This window comes from Streptomyces sp. NPDC058375 (assembly GCF_042723425.1).
GTDB classification, from domain to species: Bacteria; Actinomycetota; Actinomycetes; order Streptomycetales; family Streptomycetaceae; genus Streptomyces; species Streptomyces durocortorensis.
The window spans coordinates 37589-56101 of the sequence record NZ_JBHXJG010000009.1; the positions used below are offsets into that span (position 1 = coordinate 37589).

18 protein-coding genes are annotated in these 18513 nt (G+C 73.5%); 9 read left to right on the forward strand and 9 right to left on the reverse strand.

Going from position 1 to position 18513, the window contains the following annotated elements:
- Nucleotides 1-20: 20 nt before the first annotated feature.
- Nucleotides 21-1235, reverse strand: a complete 1215-nt coding sequence (locus ACFWM7_RS03305) for an ROK family protein (RefSeq protein ID WP_383254459.1) — start codon at nucleotides 1233-1235, stop codon at nucleotides 21-23.
- 239 nt (nucleotides 1236-1474) lie between these two features.
- Between ACFWM7_RS03305 and ACFWM7_RS03310 the strand changes: the two genes are divergently transcribed.
- From ACFWM7_RS03310 to ACFWM7_RS03320, 3 genes are all read left to right on the forward strand, one after another.
- Nucleotides 1475-2605, forward strand: a complete 1131-nt coding sequence (locus ACFWM7_RS03310) for an MFS transporter (RefSeq protein WP_383254460.1) — start codon at nucleotides 1475-1477, stop codon at nucleotides 2603-2605.
- A 95-nt stretch (nucleotides 2606-2700) separates the two neighbouring features.
- On the forward strand, nucleotides 2701-3066 hold the full coding sequence (locus ACFWM7_RS03315) for an SCO4225 family membrane protein (protein WP_383254463.1): 366 nt from the start codon (nucleotides 2701-2703) through the stop codon (nucleotides 3064-3066).
- Between the two features lie 32 nt (nucleotides 3067-3098).
- Nucleotides 3099-3854 (forward strand): maleylpyruvate isomerase family mycothiol-dependent enzyme, encoded by a 756-nt coding sequence (locus ACFWM7_RS03320; RefSeq protein ID WP_383254465.1) that lies wholly within the window; start codon nucleotides 3099-3101, stop codon nucleotides 3852-3854.
- 37 nt (nucleotides 3855-3891) lie between these two features.
- Here ACFWM7_RS03320 and ACFWM7_RS03325 read toward each other — a convergent pair whose 3' ends face one another.
- The 3 genes from ACFWM7_RS03325 to ACFWM7_RS03335 all read right to left on the reverse strand — a co-directional run bounded on the left by ACFWM7_RS03325 (nucleotide 3892) and on the right by ACFWM7_RS03335 (nucleotide 6598).
- Nucleotides 3892-4557, reverse strand: coding sequence for a response regulator transcription factor (locus ACFWM7_RS03325; protein ID WP_065485939.1), 666 nt, complete (start codon nucleotides 4555-4557; stop codon nucleotides 3892-3894).
- Nucleotides 4554-5792, reverse strand: coding sequence for a sensor histidine kinase (locus ACFWM7_RS03330; RefSeq protein WP_383254468.1), 1239 nt, complete (start codon nucleotides 5790-5792; stop codon nucleotides 4554-4556). The genes ACFWM7_RS03325 and ACFWM7_RS03330 overlap by 4 nt, the downstream gene beginning before the upstream one ends.
- A gap of 104 nt (nucleotides 5793-5896) precedes the next feature.
- Entirely contained in the window at nucleotides 5897-6598 is a 702-nt protein-coding gene (locus tag ACFWM7_RS03335; protein WP_383254470.1) for a TetR/AcrR family transcriptional regulator, read from the reverse strand.
- Nucleotides 6599-6725: 127 nt separating this feature from the next.
- Between ACFWM7_RS03335 and ACFWM7_RS03340 the strand changes: the two genes are divergently transcribed.
- Entirely contained in the window at nucleotides 6726-7181 is a 456-nt protein-coding gene (locus tag ACFWM7_RS03340; protein ID WP_383254472.1) for a nitroreductase family deazaflavin-dependent oxidoreductase, read from the forward strand.
- Nucleotides 7182-7226: 45 nt separating this feature from the next.
- Here ACFWM7_RS03340 and ACFWM7_RS03345 read toward each other — a convergent pair whose 3' ends face one another.
- The gene (locus ACFWM7_RS03345; RefSeq protein ID WP_356567248.1) at nucleotides 7227-8441 is read right to left on the reverse strand and encodes a geranylgeranyl reductase family protein; all 1215 of its coding nucleotides are present in this window, start codon (nucleotides 8439-8441) and stop codon (nucleotides 7227-7229) included.
- Between the two features lie 196 nt (nucleotides 8442-8637).
- On the opposite strand from ACFWM7_RS03345, the gene ACFWM7_RS03350 reads away from it, so the two are divergent.
- Nucleotides 8638-10002 (forward strand): dipeptidase, encoded by a 1365-nt coding sequence (locus ACFWM7_RS03350; protein WP_383254474.1) that lies wholly within the window; start codon nucleotides 8638-8640, stop codon nucleotides 10000-10002.
- A 98-nt stretch (nucleotides 10003-10100) separates the two neighbouring features.
- On the forward strand, nucleotides 10101-10787 hold the full coding sequence (locus ACFWM7_RS03355) for an MBL fold metallo-hydrolase (protein ID WP_383254476.1): 687 nt from the start codon (nucleotides 10101-10103) through the stop codon (nucleotides 10785-10787).
- Between the two features lie 82 nt (nucleotides 10788-10869).
- On the opposite strand, the gene ACFWM7_RS03360 is transcribed toward ACFWM7_RS03355, so the two are convergent.
- Both ACFWM7_RS03360 and ACFWM7_RS03365 read right to left on the reverse strand, forming a co-directional pair.
- On the reverse strand, nucleotides 10870-11907 hold the full coding sequence (locus ACFWM7_RS03360) for an NUDIX domain-containing protein (protein ID WP_383254478.1): 1038 nt from the start codon (nucleotides 11905-11907) through the stop codon (nucleotides 10870-10872).
- A 266-nt stretch (nucleotides 11908-12173) separates the two neighbouring features.
- Complete coding sequence (locus ACFWM7_RS03365) at nucleotides 12174-13103, reverse strand: ROK family protein (protein WP_383254480.1); 930 nt, start codon at nucleotides 13101-13103, stop codon at nucleotides 12174-12176.
- 207 nt (nucleotides 13104-13310) lie between these two features.
- On the opposite strand from ACFWM7_RS03365, the gene ACFWM7_RS03370 reads away from it, so the two are divergent.
- Nucleotides 13311-14339 (forward strand): LacI family DNA-binding transcriptional regulator, encoded by a 1029-nt coding sequence (locus tag ACFWM7_RS03370; protein WP_383254482.1) that lies wholly within the window; start codon nucleotides 13311-13313, stop codon nucleotides 14337-14339.
- Nucleotides 14340-14395: 56 nt separating this feature from the next.
- On the opposite strand, the gene ACFWM7_RS03375 is transcribed toward ACFWM7_RS03370, so the two are convergent.
- Nucleotides 14396-15229: an alpha/beta fold hydrolase gene (locus ACFWM7_RS03375; RefSeq protein ID WP_383254483.1), complete on the reverse strand. Its 834-nt coding sequence runs from the start codon at nucleotides 15227-15229 to the stop codon at nucleotides 14396-14398.
- 101 nt (nucleotides 15230-15330) lie between these two features.
- Between ACFWM7_RS03375 and ACFWM7_RS03380 the strand changes: the two genes are divergently transcribed.
- Together ACFWM7_RS03380 and ACFWM7_RS03385 are read left to right on the forward strand one after the other, a co-directional pair.
- On the forward strand, nucleotides 15331-15879 hold the full coding sequence (locus ACFWM7_RS03380; protein ID WP_383254485.1) for a CGNR zinc finger domain-containing protein: 549 nt from the start codon (nucleotides 15331-15333) through the stop codon (nucleotides 15877-15879).
- A 276-nt stretch (nucleotides 15880-16155) separates the two neighbouring features.
- Nucleotides 16156-17010 carry an SMP-30/gluconolactonase/LRE family protein gene (locus tag ACFWM7_RS03385; protein WP_383254495.1) on the forward strand — a complete coding sequence of 285 codons (855 nt, stop codon included), beginning with the start codon at nucleotides 16156-16158 and terminating at the stop codon, nucleotides 17008-17010.
- Between the two features lie 60 nt (nucleotides 17011-17070).
- On the opposite strand, the gene ACFWM7_RS03390 is transcribed toward ACFWM7_RS03385, so the two are convergent.
- Nucleotides 17071-18369, reverse strand: coding sequence for a DUF6986 family protein (locus tag ACFWM7_RS03390; protein ID WP_383254487.1), 1299 nt, complete (start codon nucleotides 18367-18369; stop codon nucleotides 17071-17073).
- Nucleotides 18370-18513 lie beyond the last annotated feature (144 nt).

An 18513-nucleotide genomic window follows, 5' to 3' on the forward strand; every position in this document is an offset into this window, starting at 1 on the left:
CGCGTAGCCCCGAGCGCGCTTCAGGCCAGCGCGGCGAGGGGGTCGTCGAGGACCGGCTGCCAGGCCAGTTCGGCGGCGCCCACCAGGCTGTTGTGCGCCAGGGTGCACGGCAGGATCGGCACACTGCCGCTGCGCCCCCACAGGCTCCGGTCGGCGACGACCGCGCGCAGCCGCTCCGGGTCCGCCTCCAGCAGGTCGCGGTGGAGCCCGCCGAGGATGATGCGGTCGGGGTTGAGGATGTTGACCAGCCCGGCCAGCCCCAGGCCCAGGCGGTCGATCAGCGCCTCGGCTGCGTGCCGTACGGCGGGGTCGTCGTACTCCGTGCGGAGCAGGTTCCCGGCCTGCTTGAGGAGGGACTCCTCGGGGCCCGGTTCGCGGCGGGCGGTGGTGAGGAAGGCCAGCGGGTCGGTCTCCACGTCGAGGCAGCCGCGTCCGCCGCAGTGGCAGGGCCGCCCCTCGGGGTTCACGGTGAGATGGCCCACCTCCAGCGCGAGGCCCGAACTCCCGCTGTGCAGGCGGCCGTCGAGGACGAGGGCCCCGCCCACGCCCCGGTGGCCGGTGGCCACGCACAGCAGGTGCTGGGCGCCGCGGCCGGCGCCGTGCCGGTGCTCGGCCAGCGCGGTGAGGTTGACGTCGTTGCCGGTGAACGCGGGTCCGGTGATGCCCGCTTCGCGTACGCAGGCGGCGAAGATGTCCCGGACCGGGGAGCCCGCCGGCCAGGCGATGTGCAGCGGATTGAGCGCGGTCCCCTCCGGCTCGGCGACCGCCGAGGGCACCGCGAGTCCGGCGCCGACGCAGCGCAGCCCGCTCGCCCGGAGCAGCTCCGCCCCCGCCGCCACGACCTCGCCGAGCACCTGTGCGGGGTCGGCCATCACCGCGACGCAGCCCGGCGAGGTGGCGACGATCCGGCCGCCGAGCCCGACGAGCGCGGCGCGGAAGCCGTCGGCGTGCACCTGGGCGGCGAGGACCACGGGGCCGGTCTCCCGGACGGACAGCCGGTGCGAGGGGCGGCCCTGGGATCCGGCCGCCGACCCGGGGCTGGAGTCGACCCGGATCAGCCCGAGTGCCTCCAGTTCCGCGGCGACCGCACCTGCGGTGGCGCGGGTGACGCCGAGTTCGGAGGTGAGGACGGCCCGGGTGGGGGCGCGTCCGGTGTGGACCAGTTCCAGTGCGGGCCCGAGCGCACTGCGGCCCCTCTCCAACTTCGTCCGGGTGGTGGTCGCCTTGCCGTTCATGGGGGCGAGTCTCCCATGATCCGGAGGCGTCCCGGACGCCCAGGGCCGCTTCGGGGATCCCGTTCCGGCCAGGGCGGCGCCCACGGAACGAGCGGGGTGCGGCGGTGTTGCGCCCGCCGCCAGAGCGCCTCTATGCTGAGTTTGTGCCGCAACTAAACAAACTGCGGACGGCCCTACCGGGGGGACCTGGCGGAGACACCGCCCCACCCTCGTCGGCCCGCCTCCGTACCGCGCTGACCGTGTTCTTCGCCCTCGACGGGTTCCTCTTCGCCGGCTGGGTGGTCCGTATCCCGGCCATCAAGCAGCAGACCGGAGCCTCCGCCTCCACCCTCGGCCTCGCCCTGCTCGGCGTCTCCGCCGGCGCGGTGATCACCATGATGCTCACCGGCCGACTCTGCCGCCGGTACGGCAGCCACGCCGTCACCGTGGTCTGCGGCGTCCTGCTCCCCCTGAGCATCGCGCTGCCTGCCCAGACCCACTCGGCGCTCTCCCTCGGCCTCGTGCTGCTGGTGTTCGGAGCGGCGTACGGCGGGATGAACGTGGCGATGAACAGCGCCGCCGTCGACCTGGTCGCCGCGCTGCGCCGACCGGTGATGCCGAGCTTCCACGCGGCGTTCAGCCTGGGCGGGATGGTCGGCGCCGGGCTGGGCGGCCTGGTCGCGGGCGGTCTCTCCGCCTCCACCCACCTGTTCCTGCTGGCCGGGATCGGCCTGCTGGTCACCGCGTTCGCCGGGCCCTCCCTGCTGCGCCACCGCCCTGCCCCGGCCGCTCCGGAGGCCGTCGATCCGAGCGAGCCGAAGCAGCGTCTTTCGCACCGGGCCCGCCGGATCGTCGTGCTCTTCGGCGTGATCGCCCTCTGCACGGCGTACGGGGAGGGGGCGCTCGCCGACTGGGGCGCCCTGCACCTGGAACAGGACCTGGGCGCGCACCCGGGGCTCGCCGCCGCCGGATACGCACTGTTCGCTCTGACGATGACGGCGGGCCGGCTGACCGGGACCTTGCTCCTGGAACGGCTCGGCCAGACCCGCACCCTGGTCCTCGGCGGGGCGACGGCCGCGGCCGGGATGCTGCTGGGCTCGCTGGCGCCGACCACGTGGCTCGCCCTGGCCGGCTTCGCGGTGACCGGACTCGGCCTCGCCAACATCTTCCCCGTCGCCGTGGGGCGCGCGGGTGAACTGGCCGGTCCCAGCGGGGTCGCCGCCGCCTCGACGCTCGGCTACGGCGGCATGCTGCTCGGCCCGCCCGCGATCGGCTTCCTCGCCGACTGGTTCTCGCTGCCGCTCGCCCTGACGACGGTCGCCCTGCTGGCCGCGGCGGCGGCCGCCCTCGGCTACGGGGCTCGCAACGCGACGACGGACGCGCACACCTGATCACCCGCACTCACGGTCGATCGAGTAGCCGTACTCAGGCAGGACCCGCTCCCCCGGCGCACGATGGAAGCCCCGACCGATCAAGGGAGCACCTCATGAAGCGGCTGACCGACCACCCGCACCTGAACACCCTAATCCGCCTGACCTTCCGTAACCCCGCTTCCCTGATCTATCTCGGGCTGGTGCTCGCGGCGACGCTGTTCGTCGCCGTGGACACCCTGTTCGTCGTCCACGAGGACGCCTCGTTCTCCGGCGTCTGGCTGTTCCTCCTCGCCGCCCCCACCGACTTCCTGTTCTTCGCCGGCGGCTCCCTGGCGGGCGCAGAGGCCGGCGGGCCCGCGTGGTTCCTGGTGCTCGGTCTGGTGGTCTCGGTCCTCGTCCAGTCGCTGGCCCTGGGCTGGTTCGTCCGCCTGGTGCGCCGGGCCGGTTCGGCCGGATCCGCGCACCCGCAGGGCGTCTGAAGGCCGAACAGAGCCCTGGCACAATCGCCGCCATGCAGATCACCGAGCACATCGCGTCGTTGTCCGAGGAAGGCCGGCTGCTCGCGGACGCCGCCGAGCAGGCCGGCCCCGGCGCATCCGTCCCGACCTGTCCCGGCTGGCAGATACGTCATCTGCTGCGGCACACCGGCATGGTGCACCGGTGGGCGGCGGAGTTCGTCACCGAGGGGCACACCGCTTATCAGCCGGACGGCGGCGAACCCGCCCTCGACGGCGCCGAGCTCCTGGCCTGGTTCCGCGAGGGGCACCGCCATCTGGTCCGGTCGCTGGAGGAAGCCCCCGCCGACCTGGACTGCTGGACCTTCCTGCCGGCGCCGTCCCCGCTGGCCTTCTGGTCCCGCCGTCAGCTGAACGAGACGACCGTGCACCGGGTGGACGCCGAATCGGCGCTCGGAGGCCCGCTGACCCCGGTCTCCGCAGACCGGGCGGTGGACGGCATCGACGAACTCCTCACCGGCTTCCACGCCCGCCCCACGAGCAAGGTCCGCTCCGACAAACCGCGCACACTGCGGGTACGGGCCGTGGACACGGCGGCGACCTGGAGGGTACGGATCTCCCAGGATCCGCCGCAGGCCGTACGGTCGGGGCCCGAGAACGAGCCGGACGACGGCTTCGACTGCGAGCTGAGCGGTACGGCCGAGGGGCTCTACCTCGCCCTCTGGAACCGGCTGCCGCTCACCGCCCTCACCCTGCGCGGCGACCGCGCGGTGGCCCGGCTCTGGACGGACAACTCCGCCGTCACCTGGTGAGCACCGGGCGGTCCGAGGACCTCTCGCTCGCCCCGGTTCAGCCGAGCCAGCCGGGGCGCACCAGCCCCGATTCGTAGGCGAGGACGACGAGTTGGGCCCGGTCGCGGGCCCCCAGCTTGACCATCGTACGGCTGACATGGGTCTTGGCGGTGAGCGGGCTGACGACCAGTCTGCGGGCGATCTCCTCGTTCGACAGGCCGATGCCGACCAGCGCCATCACCTCCCGCTCGCGTTCGGTGAGCAGGGCGAGCGAGGCGGCGGCGGTCGGTTCCTTGGAGCGGGCCGCGAACTCCGCGATCAGCCGGCGCGTCACGCCCGGCGAGAGCAGCGCGTCCCCGCCGACCACCGCCCGTACGGCTCGCAGCAGTTCCTCCGGCTCGGTGTCCTTGACCAGGAAGCCCGAGGCTCCGTTGCGCAGCGCCTCGAAGACGTACTCATCGAGTTCGAAGGTGGTGAGCATGACCACCTTCACCTCGTTCAGCTCCGGGTCGCCGGTGATCCGCCGGGTGGCGGCCAGACCGTCCAGTCGGGGCATGCGGATGTCCATCAGCACGATGTCGGGGCGCAGTTCGCGCACCAGGCGGACGGCCTCCTCGCCGTCGGCGGCCTCACCCGCGACCTCGATGTCGGGCTGCGCGTCCAGCAGGGCGCGGAAGCCCGCCCGTACGAGCAGCTGGTCGTCGGCGAGCGTTACGCGGATCACTTCGCCTCCTCGGGAGGCTCGGGCGGGCGTCGGTCGCGGTCCGGGGCGGTGAACGGCAGTTCGGCCAGGACCCGGAAGCCGCCGTCCGGGCGCGGGCCCGCCTCGATCGTGCCACCGAGGGCGGCGGCCCGCTCCCGCATCCCGACGAGCCCGTTGCCGCTGCCGCCCGCGTCGCCGCCGGTGGCCGGCCCCGCGTCGTCGATACGGAGCCGGAGCCGCCCGGAGCCGTAGGCGATGTGCACCAGCGCCGTACGGGAGCCGGAGTGGCGGACGACGTTGGTCAGGGCCTCCTGGACGATGCGGAAGGCGGCGAGATGGGCGCCGGGCGGGACGGCGGCCGGGTCGCCCTCGCTCTCGACGGTGACGGTGAGTCCGGCGGCCGCCGCCTGTTCGACGAGTTCGGGCAGCCGGTCGAGGCCGGGGGCGGGGGACGTGGGGGCGTCGCCGGGCGTACGGAGGTTGGCGAGGACCTGGCGTACCTCGTCGAGCGCCTCCTTGCTGGCCCCCTTGATCGTGGTGAGGGCGGTCCGGGCCTGTTCCGGGTCGGAGTCGAGCAGCGCGAGCCCGACCCCGGCCTGCACGTTGATGACGGAGATCGAGTGGGCCAGTACGTCGTGGAGTTCGCGGGCCATGCGCAGCCGTTCCTCGTCGCCCCGTCGCCGCTCCGCCGCCTCACGCTCCGCACGGGCGGCCGCCCACTGCTCGCGGCGCACCCGCAGCAGTTCGGCGGCGGCCACGACGGCCACGACCCAGGCGGCGACGAAGCCTTCCTGCGTCCAGGACTCGGCCGGGTCGCCGTCCGGCGGCAGCCAGCGGTAGAGCCAGTGGGAGACCAGGACGTGCCCGGCCCACAGCCCGCCCAGCGACCACCAGGCGGCCTTGCGGTGGCCGGTCACGATCGCACTGAAGCAGCCCACGGCGACGGCGACGAGGACGGGCCCGTACGGGTAGCCCGCCGCGAGGTAGACCAGGGTCGCCGCGCAGGTGGTGGCCACGGCGACGACGGGGCGGCGGCGACGCAGGAGCAGCACGCCGACCGCGACGAGCAGCAGCAGCCGGGCCGTCAGGTCCAGGGGCCGGCGGTCCTGCCCGTGCTCGGCGAAGCCCGTACCGACCATGACGAACACCAGGAGCACCGCCGTCGACACCCAGGGCAGCCCGGCGGCGGTCCGCGAACGCGCGCCGGACAGCCACGGCGGCGGCCCGCCCCGGTGCGGCGATTGCTGTTCGTCCATGGCGGCCACGCTAGACGGCGGGCGGGCGCCGGGGCGTCCGCCGTGCGTGGTGATCACCCGTACTCCGTGGGGAGTACGCCACCGGGAAGGGCGGCGCTGTGCCGTCAGGCCGTACCGGCGTCGCGCAGGCCCACCGAGCGGGCCAGCTCCCCCGCGGCCTGCCGAAACAGCGGCTCCCTCGCCTCGACGACCCGGTTGAACTGGCCGAACAGCTCGAAGGAGATCAGGCCGAACAACTGGGCCCAGGCGGCGACCAGGGCCGCCACGGCCTCGGGAGGCACGCCCTCGGCGAAGTCGGCGGCCATCCGCTCCGCGTCGGCGCGCAGCTCGTCCGCGAGCGGCGGCAGGGTGAGATCGTCGGCCCGGCCCGCGGTGCGGACGATGTCGATGAGGACCAGCCCCACCCGGGACGCGGGCCCGACCGTGTCCATCGGGGCGATGTAGCCGGGGACGGGCGAGCCGTAGATGAGGGCGTACTCATGCGGGTGCGGGAGCGCCCATTCCCGTACGGCACAGGCGACGGCGACCCAGCGCTCGGCGGGCGGGAGAGTCTCCGTCCGCTCCGCCGCCTGCTCCGCGACCGCGCCGATCGCGTCGAACGCGTCGACGATCAGCGCGGTCAGCAGGTCGTCGCGGCTGGGGAAGTAGCGGTAGAGCGCGGAGGAGACCATGCCCAGCTCCCGGGCGACGGCCCGGAGCGAAAGCTTCGCCGCGCCCTCCTCGGCGAGCTGTTTCCTGGCCTCGTCCTTGATGGCCGCGGTCACTTCGATACGGGCGCGTTCCCTGGCCCCTCGGATGGTGCTCATGCGATCAGTCTGCCATGCGCACGGAGCACCGACCAAGAACGAGAGCAGCGCTCTTGCTTTCGCTCACCTCTCCGTGCACACTGATCTCAAGCGAGAGCACCGCTCTCGCACGAGTGCGGGAGTCACCATGACGCAGCAGAGCTACTACCGCCGGGCGAGCGCCTCCGCCGTCCGCCTCAACAAGGTCGTCGGTCGGCTGGCCCGGCACGGTCTCAGCCTGATGGGCTCCGCCGAGCTGTCGGTGCGCGGGCGAAAGAGCGGGCAGATGCAGCGCATCCCCGTCAACGCCCACACCTTCGAGGGCGACCGGTACCTGGTCTCGGCGCGCGGCCACTCGCAGTGGGTGCGCAACATGCGCGCGGCGGGCGGCGGGGAGCTGCGGCTGGGGCGCAGGGTCAGCCGCTTCACCGCCGTGGAGATCGCCGACGACGCACAGAAGGCCCGGATCGTCCGGGCCTATCTGGAGCGGTGGGGCTGGGAGGTCAACCAGTATTTCCAGGGGATCACGGCGAAGTCCACGGACGCCGAACTGCTGGCGGCCTGCCCGGACCACCCGGTCTTCCGCATCACCGAGGACGCCTGACCGCGCCCCGAGGCGTTCCCGGGGCGCGGGTCCGGACCGCCGCCGCTAGCGGTCCATAGCGTGGAGCGCCCGCTGCGCCAGCGGGTGCGTACGGACCAGCTCCGCCAGCGACGTCGTGCCCCGGGTGATTCCGGCGAACGACTTCCAGGCCGGACGGAAACCGGTCAGCACCGCGTGCAGCAGGCCCGGCCGACGCTCGAACAGCTTGAGCATGCGGCGGCCGACGCCCATCTCCACACCGAGGCCGGCCTTGATGGCGAACGCGTAGTTGAGGGCCTGGCGGCGGGCGTCCACCGCGTCGTGCGACTCGGCGATCCTGACCGCCCACTCCCCCGCGAGCCGGCCCGAGCGCAGCGCGAAGGAGATGCCCTCACGGGTCCACGGCTCCAGCAGTCCGGCCGCGTCGCCGCAGACCACGACCCGGCCGCGGGAGAGCGGCGAGTCGTCGCTGCGGCAGCGGGTGAGGTGGCCCGAGGAGATGGACGGCTCGAACCCGGCGAGGCCGAGGCGGGCGATGAAATCCTCCAGATACCGCTTGGTGCCCGCGCCGTCGCCGCGCGCCGAGATGACGCCCACGGTGAGGGTGTCGCCCTTGGGGAAGACCCAGCCGTAACTTCCCGGCATCGGACCCCAGTCGATGAGCACGCGGCCCGCCCAGTCCTCCGCGACGGTGGCCGGAACCGGGATCTCCGCCTCCAGGCCGAGGTCGACCTGGTCGAGCTTGACCCCGACATGGGCCCCTATCCGGCCCGCACTGCCGTCCGCGCCGACGACCGCCCGCGCGAGCACCGTCTCGCCACCGGCCAGCACCACGGCGACCGTTCGCCGGTCGGGCACGGCGGGACCGTGCTGCTCGACCCGCACCACCGATGCGCCGGTGCGCAGTTCGGCCCCGGCCTTCTGCGCCTCCTCGACCAGCCCGGCGTCGAACTCCGGGCGGTTGATGAGCCCGAAGAGCATGCGCCGCGAGCGGCGGGTGCGGGACAGCTTGCCGTTGAGCGAGAAGGTGACCGCGTGGATGCGGTCCTTCAGGGGCAGTTCGAACCCGGGCGGCAGGGCGTCCCGGGAGAAGCCGATGATGCCCCCGCCGCAGGTCTTGTAGCGCGGCAGTTCCGCTTTCTCCAGCAGCAGGACTCTTCGGCCCGCCACGGCTGCCGCGTACGCCGCCGATGCGCCGGCCGGTCCGGCGCCGACCACGACGACATCCCACACCAACGACTCTTCCGGCTCACGTCCGGCGTCTGCGTTCTCGCTGCTCACGATGTGCTTCTGCTCCTGATCCGACCAGTGGCCCCAAGCTGCTCACGGCATCCTACGGCGCGTTCCGGCCAAGCCCTCCTGTGGGAGGATCGGCCATGATTTCGTCGTACATGCGTCGCCGCACCCAACGGCGTCGCACACGGTCGCGTACACACCGCGTCCTACCCATAACGTCGCACCCACGAGGAGCGTGCCCATGACCGCCCGTCCGATTCCCGAGACCGTCGCCTCGCTGATGCCCCGCGCCCGGGAGGAGCTGGCCGAGCTGGTGGCGTTCCAGTCGGTGGCGGACCCGGCGGTGTTCCCGAGGAGCGAGTGCGAGGGCGCGGCCAACTGGGTCGCCGACGCGCTGCGCGCCGAGGGGTTCACGGATGTCGCGCTCCTGGACACCCCCGACGGGACGCAGTCCGTCTACGGGCACCTGCCCGGGCCCGCCGGGGCGCCGACCGTGCTGCTCTACGCGCACTACGACGTGCAGCCGCCGCTGGACGAGGCGGCGTGGATCTCCCCGCCGTTCGAGCTGACCGAGCGCGACGGACGCTGGTACGGGCGGGGCGCGGCCGACTGCAAGGGCGGGTTCATCATGCACCTGCTCGCGCTGCGCGCCCTCAAGGCGGACGGCGGTGTCCCGGTCTCGGTGAAGGTGATCGCCGAGGGCTCCGAGGAGCAGGGCACCGGCGGTCTGGAGCGGTACGCGGAGGCGCACCCGGAGCTGCTGCGCGCGGACACGATCGTCATCGGGGACACCGGCAACTTCCGGGTCGGGCTGCCGACGGTCACGGCGACGCTGCGCGGGATGACCATGCTGCGCGTGCAGCTGGACACCCTCGAAGGGAACCTGCACTCGGGGCAGTTCGGCGGCGCGGCCCCGGACGCGCTGGCCGCGATGATCCAGCTGCTGGCCTCGCTGCGCGCGGAGGACGGGACGACCACGGTCGACGGTCTGACCGGTGACGCCGACTGGGACGGCATCCAGTACCCGGAGGCGGAGTTCCGGCAGGACGCCAAGGTGCTGGACGGGGTGGAGCTGATCGGCACCGGCACGGTCGCGGACCGGATCTGGGCCCGTCCCGCCGTCACCGTCATCGGCATCGACTGCCCGGCGGTGGTCGGCGCGACCCCGTCCGTGCAGGCGAGCGCCCGGGCGCAGGTCAGCCTGCGGGTGCCGCCGGGCCACGACGCGGCCGAGGCGACGAAGCTGCTCACCGCCCACCTGGAGTCGCGGGCGCCCTGGGGCGCGCGGGTGAAGGTGGAGCAGGTGGGCCAGGGCCAGCCGTTCCGGGCCGACATGACCAGCCCGGCGTACCAGGCGATGGCGGACGCGATGCGGGACGCGTACCCGGGCCAGGAGATGCAGTCCTCGGGCATGGGCGGCTCCATTCCGCTGTGCAACACCTTGGCGGGCCTGTACCCGGAGGCGGAGATCCTGCTGATCGGGCTGAGCGAGCCCGAGGCGCAGATCCACGCGGTGAACGAGAGCGTGTCGCCCGAGGAGCTGGAGCGGATGTCGGTCGCCGAGGCGCTGTTCCTGCGCAACTACGCGGCGTCGAAGAAGGCCTGACCGCCGCTCCGGGGCCCGGGGGCCTCCTACGCCGTCGGCGAAGTCGCCGGCGGCGTAGCTCCGTGCGGCGGGCGCCCGCGGCTGCGTACGTTCGCCGCATGGATCTCGTCGAGGTACTTCCCCGGTTGCACATGTTCCGGTTCCGGATCGGTCAGGCCTATCTCTGGCGCGACGGGGCGGATCTGACCCTGATCGACGCGGGCGACGTCGACTCAGCCGCCGCGATCGAGGACGCTGTCCGCTCGCTCGGCCACGACCCGGCCGGGATCCGCCGCATCGTCATCACCCACGGCCACCGCGACCACTACGGGGCCGCGCAGGAGCTGGCCGACCGCCACGGCGCGGAGATCCTCGCCCACGCGCTGGACGCCCCGGTGATCCGGGGCGAGCGCCCCGTACCGGAGCCGGACCTGCTGGACTGGGAACGGCCGCTGTACGCACATGGGTTGACGTGCCCCGAGGCCCCGCCCACCCGGGTCGACCGCGAGGTGACCGGCGGTGAGGTGCTGCCGTTCGGGGACGGCGCGCGGGTGGTCCACGCCCCCGGGCACACGGCGGGCTCCATCGCGCTGCATCTGCCGCGCCACGGCGTGCTGTTCACCGGGGACACCGTCGCCTGCGCGGACCGGGTGATGCTCGGCGTGTTCAACGTGGACCGCGCCGGGGCGGCGGCCACGTCCCGGCGGCTGGCCGCGCTCGCGCCCCGTACCGTCTGCTTCGGTCACGGTGACCCGCTCACCGAGAACGCGGCCGCGGTGATGGAGGCGGCGGCGAACGGCGCATGAGGCCGCACGGGCGACCGGCGCACGCAGCGCTTCCGCCGCGCCGCCCGGGGGAGGCGTGACTCGGCCCCCGTACAGGCCCCGCTCAGCCCACCGGCGCCCCCGCCTCCAGGTTGAGCACCGTCGACCGCTCGCGCGCCCGCAGGGCCCAGCGCAGCCGTTCGTACCGGGTGGGCGGCAGCATCCCCGCCGCCTCCTCCTCGGTGACGAAGCGCCAGCCGCGCAGTTCGGAGCCGGGCAGCAGCAGCCGGCCGGCGTCCTCGGAGCGGAGCAGGCCGCCGTCGAAGAGGAAGCGCAGCCCGCCGTAGCCGGGCGGGCGGGGCGACTCCCAGTCGACGAGCAGCAGGGTGGGAACCCGGTCGAGGCGGAGACCTATCTCCTCGGCGACCTCACGGATCCCGGCCTGCGCGGGAGCCTCACCCGCCTCGACGACACCGCCGGGAAACTCCCACCCCGGTTTGTACGTGGGGTCGACGAGCAGCACCCGGTCCTGCTCGTCGAAGAGCAGCACCCCGGCGGCCACCGTCTCACCGGTCGGCTCGGGGCTCTGCACGATCGGGCACGGCGCGGCGCTCCCGGTGCGCACGGCGTCCGCGATCCGCTCGGCGGTCTCGCGGGGCGTGAGAGCGCTGTTGTCGACCACATGCGCGTCCTCGGTGATCCAGCCGAGGGCGTCGCGGTACGGGCCGATGTGCTCGTACGCCCAGCGGCGCACACGTTCGCTCTGTTCGTCGTCGCCGGGAAACTCCTCACGGCCCGCGATCCGGCTGCGCAGGATCGTTTCCTCAGGTGAGAGCGCCACATGCCGGACCGGGATGCGCCGGGAGGCGAGCCCGCCGAAGATCTCGTCGCGGTACTCCTGCCGCAGCAGTGTCATCGGCACCACCAGCACCCCGGGCACCTCGGCGAGCAGCGCCGCCGCCGTGTCCACCACGAGCCGCCGCCAGATCGGCAGGTCCTGGAAGTCGGTGACCTCGGCGAGTCTCTTCTGCGGCAGCAGATTGCGCAGCCCCGCTCCGGTGATCTCCGGGTCGTACAGCGTGCTGTTCGGGATCAGATCGATCAGTTCGCCCGCGGCGCTGGTCTTGCCCGCACCGAACGCACCGTTGATCCAGACGATCACGGTTCCCCCTCCTCCGTAGCCCCCTGTGGCTTGCCCGCAACACCCTGCCGCGGAAACCCCGCGGGGGCGACGGCGTTGGCCGGATGCGGTCGTCCCGAGCGAACGCGGCCGAAAAGGGACCGGAAGGCGGGCCGGACGGCGGCGGCCGTGACGGGCCTGCCACCGAAAGGCGCGAGGGAGGCGTGAGGGTGGCCCAGAGGGCGCCCGGCCTGACGAACCGGGCGTCCCCCGGAAGCTGTTGCGGAGGCTGTCGCGGCGGGGTGCCCTCAGCGCAGCGCGATCGCCGCCGCCGCGGCGCCGACCAGCCCCGCGTCGTTGCCCATCACGGCGGGCGCGACCGTCAGCCGCCGGAGGTAGGAGAGCGTGGCGTACTCGCGCAGGCTGCGGCGCAACGGTACGAAGAGCACGTCACCGGCCCCGGCCACTCCCCCGCCGACCACCGCGATGTCGAGGTCCGCCAGGGTGGCGGTGGCGGCGATGCCGGCCGCCAGGGCCTGGGCCGCGCGCTCGTAGGAGGCGATGGCGACCGGATCCCCGGCGCGGGCGGCAACGGCCACCGCGGCGGCCGTCTCGTCCCCGTCCGGGCCGGGCCGCCAGCCGTTCTCCAGGGCGCGGCGGGCGATGTTGGGGCCGCTGGCGATGCCTTCGACGCAGCCGCGCGCACCGCAGGGGCACGGGTCGCCGTCCAGGTCGACGCTGATATGGCCGATGTGCCCGGCGTTGCCCGAGGGACCGGGGCGCAGGGTGCCCCCGAGGACGAGGCCGCCGCCGACGCCCGTCGACACGACGAGGCAGAGCGCGTTGTCGTAGCCCCGGGCGGCACCGAGCCAGTGCTCGGCGGCCGTCATGGCGACCCCGTCGCCCACCAGCGCGACCGACAGCCCGCCCGCCGTCTTGTGCACCCGCTCCACCAGCGGGAAGTCCCGCCATCCTGGGACGTTGACCGGGCTGACCGTACCGGCGGCGGCGTCCACCGGACCGGCGCTGCCGATGCCCACGGAACCGGCCCTGCTCCACAGCGGCGAGGCCATCAGCTCGCCCAGCACCTCGTCCACGGCCCCCATGACCGCCTCGGCCCCCTCCCGGGCGGGCGTCGGCCGCTGCGCCCGTACGAGGAGGGATCCGTCGCCGTCCACCAGCGCTCCGGCGATCTTGGTGCCGCCGATGTCGAGCGCGGCGACGAGGTCGGTATGCATCGGTGTGGGCTCTCCGGATCGGTGAAGGGGCGGGACCTGCGGGTTCCGTCCACAGTCTGCACAGTCTTCATCCTCTTGACAACGTTGTCCAGGGCCTATGCTCGACGCCACAGCCTCCGATCACCCCCGCGGCGCCTCCAGTCGGCCCCGCTCGGCCCCGGCCGGAGCACCGCAGCCCCGCCCGTATCCGACGACAGGACAGCGCACGTGGACCGGACCGCCCGTCATTCCGAGACCCGCTACGGCAACCGGCCGACCATGAAGGACGTGGCGGCCCGTGCCGGAGTCGGCCTGAAGACGGTCTCCCGGGTGGTGAACAGCGAGCCCGGCGTCACGCCCGACACCGAGCGCCGCGTGCAGGAGGCGATCGACGCGCTGGGCTTCCGCCGCAATGACAGCGCCCGCGTGCTGCGCAAGGGCCGTACGGCATCCATCGGACTGGTCCTGGAGGATCTGGCGGACCCGTTCTACGGTCCGTTGAGCCGCGCGGTGGAGGAGGTCGCCCGGGCGCACGGCGCGTTGCTGATCAACGGTTCCAGCGCCGAGGACCCGGAGCGGGAGCAGGAGTTGGTGCTGGCGCTGTGCGCCCGCCGCGTCGACGGTCTGATCGTGATCCCGGCGGGCGACGACCACCGCTATCTGGAGCCGGAGATCAAAGCGGGCATCGCCACGGTCTTCGTGGACCGCCCGGCGGGCCATGTGGACGTCGACATGGTGCTCTCCGACAGCTTCGGCGGGGCCAGGGAGGGCGTGGCGCACCTCATCGCGCACGGTCACCGCAGGATCGGGTTCATCGGTGACCAGCCGCGGATCCACACGGCCACCGAGCGTCTGCGCGGCTATCACGCCGCCATGCGGGACGCGGGCATCACCGTCGAGGACGGCTGGGTCTCCCTCGGCTCCACCGAACCGGAGCGGGTGCGGACCGCCGCCGAGGAGATGCTGAGCGGCCCCGAGCCGGTCACCGCCCTGTTCGCGGGCAACAACCGGGTGACGGTGACGGCGGTCCGGGTGATCGCGGAGCGGAAGCGGCCGGTGGCGCTGGTGGGGTTCGACGACATCGAGCTGGCCGACCTGCTCGGCATCACCGTGATCTCGCAGGACGCGTCGGCGGTCGGCAGGACCGCCGCCGAGCACCTCTTCCGCCGCCTGGACGGGGCGGACCACGCCCCGGCCCGGGTGGAGCTGCCGACGACGCTGATCCCGCGCGGGTCGGGCGAACTGCCGCCCGCCTGAGGCCCGTCGGATCCCGTCGGACTACGACGGATCCCGGCAGACCCCGGCGGATCCCGTCAGACCCCGGCTCCGGCCGGCCGGAACTCCCGGGTCAGCAGGGCCAGCAGTTGTGCGGGGGCGTCCTCCTGCACGGTGTGGCCCGCGCCCTCGATCCAGTGCAGTTCGGAGTTCGGGATCAGCGCGTGCAACTGCTCGGCGAAGGGCGCCGGCAGGAACCGGTCCTCGCGCCCCCAGATGATCCGGGTCGGCACCGGCACGGCCCCCAGCAGGTGCTGGAACGCGTCGGTGTCGGCCTGTTCGGCCTGCCGGTACTGCCGGTAGTACGCGGCCCGGCCGCGCTCGCCGCGCCAGGGATCGAGATGGGCGGCCAGCACGTCTGCCCGGTAGCCGGTGTGGGTGGCGTGGCGCAGATGACTCTCCACCAGCGCCTCGTGGGCGTAGCCGGGGAGTCGCTCGAAGAGATGCGCGTTCTCCCGGATGAGCCGGAAGAGTCCGGTGCCCCACTCCCCGCAGGCCACCGCGTCCACCAGGGTGAGGTCCGCGTACCGCGCACCCTCCAGGAGCAGCGCCCGCAGGGCCACGGTCCCTCCGATGTCGTGGGCGATCACGCGGGGGCGCTCCAGTCCCCAGTGCTCCAGAAGCCGCGTGAACACCTTCGCCTGGGCCGCCGGGCCGACGTTCTGCCCGTCGCGCTGTTCCGACTGCCCGAACCCGAGCAGGTCGAAGAGGTGGACGCGGTGGTCGCGGGCGAGCGCCGGTGCGATGTCGCGCCAGATGAGCGAGGAGAACGGGGTGCCGTGCAGCAGGACGACCGGCTCCCCCACCCCCAGCACATCCCAGCGCACCGCCCCGTCCGGAGTATCGAACGTCCTGGTCAGCTGCCCGTTCACGGTGTGCCTCCTGATGTGCGGGTGGGAGGGGCGGAACCCCGCCGGACTTACGACGTTACCAGCAAAGGACTCTAGTTGGTAACGTTGGTAAAGTGGTGATCATGCGAAGGAACCCTGCACCCGCGGAACTCGAACTCGTCGAGGAGTTCTGCAACACGGCCACCCACCTCCACGGCGAGGACGACCTCGCCCGGCCGGAGACGGCGGCCCGGTGGCTCGGTGCGCACGGCTTCCCGGCCCTCAGCGGTCCCGGAGACCTGGCGGCGCTCGCGGAGGCGCGGGAGACCGTCCGGGCCTTCCTGGTCGAGCGGACCTCCCCGGAGGCGGTCGACGCCCTCAATCGGCTCGTCGCCGCGGTCGCGGGCGCTCCGACCGTACGCCCCGACGGCACGCTCACCCTGCGGCCGGCCTCCGGCGGGGCGGTGGCGGAGGCGGTGCGCCCCGTGCTCGAGGCGCTCCTGTTCCACGGTCTGACCGGGCGTCACGCGACCCGCCTCAAGGCCTGCGCGGCCCCGGAGTGCCGCTGGGTCTTCTACGACCGGGCGCCGTCGTCGAACGGCCTCTGGTGCGACATGGACGTGTGCGGCGCGCGGCACAAGATGCGCGCCTACCGCGCCCGTGGCGGCGCGGCCGCGCGCCGGGACGCCTGAGGGGTCTTGCGGGGTACGACGGGGGCGTCCGGGGCCGTTGGGGTGGCCGCCCTGCCGGTCGGGGCGTGGTGCCGCCGGTTCGGCGGGGGCGATTCCTACCGTCGGCTGGCGACGCCTGAAGGGGCGTGTCAGTACGGCAGCGGCAGCACGTCCAGAACAGGTGCGTACCTCATGAGCCATCCCGTGACAGCCCCGTCATCATCCACGGATTCCGGCGGGCCGGGGGCGGATGCCCCGAAGCCGGTCCGCAGGAGGGCGCGTTGGCGGCCCGCCGGGATGGCGGCGGCCCTGCTGCTGTGCGCGGCCCCGATCGCCTCCGCCGCGCCCGGGACGGCGGACGGACACCCTCCGGCGCACGGCGCGGCGCCCCTCTACATCTCCGACTACAGCGACAACACCGTGCTGCGTCTGCCGCCCGGCGGCGGCGAGCCGGTCATGGTCGCGGCGACCGGTCTGATCCGCCCCACCGGGATGGCGCTGGACTCCTCGGGCGACCTCTACATCGCCGACACCGGCAACAACCGGGTCGTACGGGTGCCGGGCGACGGCGGCCCGCAGGCCGTCGTGGACACCGACGGCCTCTCCCGCCCCATCGGGCTGGCGTTGAACGCGGACGGCGACCTCTACATCGCCGACAGCTTCAACGACCGGGTGGTGATGGTGCCCGCCGACGGCAGCGGCCAGGTCACCGTCCCCACCACCGGGCTGCTCCACCCCAACGGGCTCGCGCTGGACGGGGCGGGGAACCTCTTCGTGGCGGACTTCGTCAACGACCGCGTGGTGAAGGTCCCCGCCGCCGGCGGCCCGCAGACGACCGTGACCACGACGGGGCTCTCCCAGCCGACCGGCCTGGCCTTCGGCCGGGGAGGGGACCTGTTCGTCTCCGACAGCGGCAACGACCGGGTGGTGCGGCTGCCGGCGGGCGGCGGGCCGCAGCGCACCGTCCCGGCGACCGGGCTCAACTCCCCGTACGGCCTGGCCTTCGACCCCGCGGGCGCGCTGTACATCGCGGACTTCGACAACGACCGGGTGGTGCAGCTGCCGGTGCGCGGCGGCCAGCGCACGGTGCCGGTCGCGGGCCTGCGCACCCCGGCGGGACTGGCCGTCCCCTCGGGGCGCGAAGGCTACTGACGCTCCTCTTCACGGTTTCACAGCTTCACGGAGCTTTACGGTTTTGGGGAGCTTTGCGGTTTACGGAGCGGTGACCGTCAGGTCGCCCCGACGCGGCGAGGCGAAGGCGTCCAGGTCCGCGCGGGTCAGGCCGGTCAGCCGGGCGACCTCGGCGGCGTCCAGCGCGCCGCAGTCGATGCCGCGCAGCAGGTAGCCGCTGAGGGCCTTGGCGGTGGCGGGCTCGTCCATGACGTCACCGCCGGCCTTGGCCACGTACGCGGCGAGCCGGGCGGCCGCGGGCTCCAGGCCCTCGCGGTAGAAGGTGTAGACGGCCGCGTAACGCGTCGGCAGGTGTCCGGGGTGCATGTCCCAGCCCTGGTAGTAGGCGCGGGCCAGAGCACGGCGGGTGAGGCCGTAGTGGAGCCGCCAGGCCTCGTGCACCTGGTCGGTCGGGCCGACGGGCAGGACGTTGGTCGAGCCGTCGGAGACGCGTACGCCGGTGCCTGCGGCTGCGACCTGCATGACGGCCTTGGCGTGGTCGGCGGCCGGGTGGTCGCTGGCCTGGTAGGCGGCGCTGACGCCGACGCAGGCGCTGTAGTCGAAGGTGCCGTAGTGCAGCCCGGTGGCCCGGCCCCGCGCCGCGTCGATCATGCGGGAGACGGCGGCGGTACCGTCGGCGGCGAGGATGGACTGACTGGTCTCGATCTGGATCTCGAAGCCGATGCGTCCGGCGTCGAGGCCGTGGGCCTTCTCGAAGGCTTCGAGGAGCTGGACGAAGGCGGTGACCTGCTCGGGGTACGTCACCTTCGGCAGGGTCAGCACGAGCCCTTCGGGGAGCCCGCCCGCCTCCATCAGGCCGGTGAGGAAGACGTCGGTGGTGCGAATGCCCCGGTCGCGGACACCGGCTTCCATGCACTTCATCCGGATGCCCATGTACGGGGCGGCCGTGCCGTTCGCGTACGCCTCGGAGACCAGGCGCGCGACCCGGGCGGCGGCCTCGTCCTCCTCGGCGTCCGGGCGGGGGCCGTAGCCGTCCTCGAAGTCGATGCGCAGGTCCTCGACGGGCTCGCGCTCCAGCTTGGCGCGTACGCGGTCGTGGACCGGGCCTGCCAGCTCCTCGGGGATGCCGAGGACGGCGGCGAACGAAGCGGCGTCGGGGGCGTGTTCGTCAAGGGCGGCCAGCGCCTGGTCGCCCCAGGAGCGCAGGGTGCCGGGCTCGAAGACGTCACCGGGTACGTAGACGGTGTGCACGGGCTGGCGGGTGCCGGGATCACCCGGGTAGCGGCGGGCGAGCTCCGCGTCGACCGCCGTGAGGGAGGCACTGATCTCCTCGCTGACCGCACCGGCGAGGCTCGTTGCCACCTTCTCCTGCTGACCCATGACCGTACCCTCCACGCTCTCGTTGTTTCCGCTTCCCGGAATCAACAATCCGTATAGTGAAGTTATAAGCCCGCTCGACCTGCGTCAATGGTCGCCCGGAACGGCTCCGGGCCGCGCGGTGGGGTTCACCGTGCGGCCCGGAGC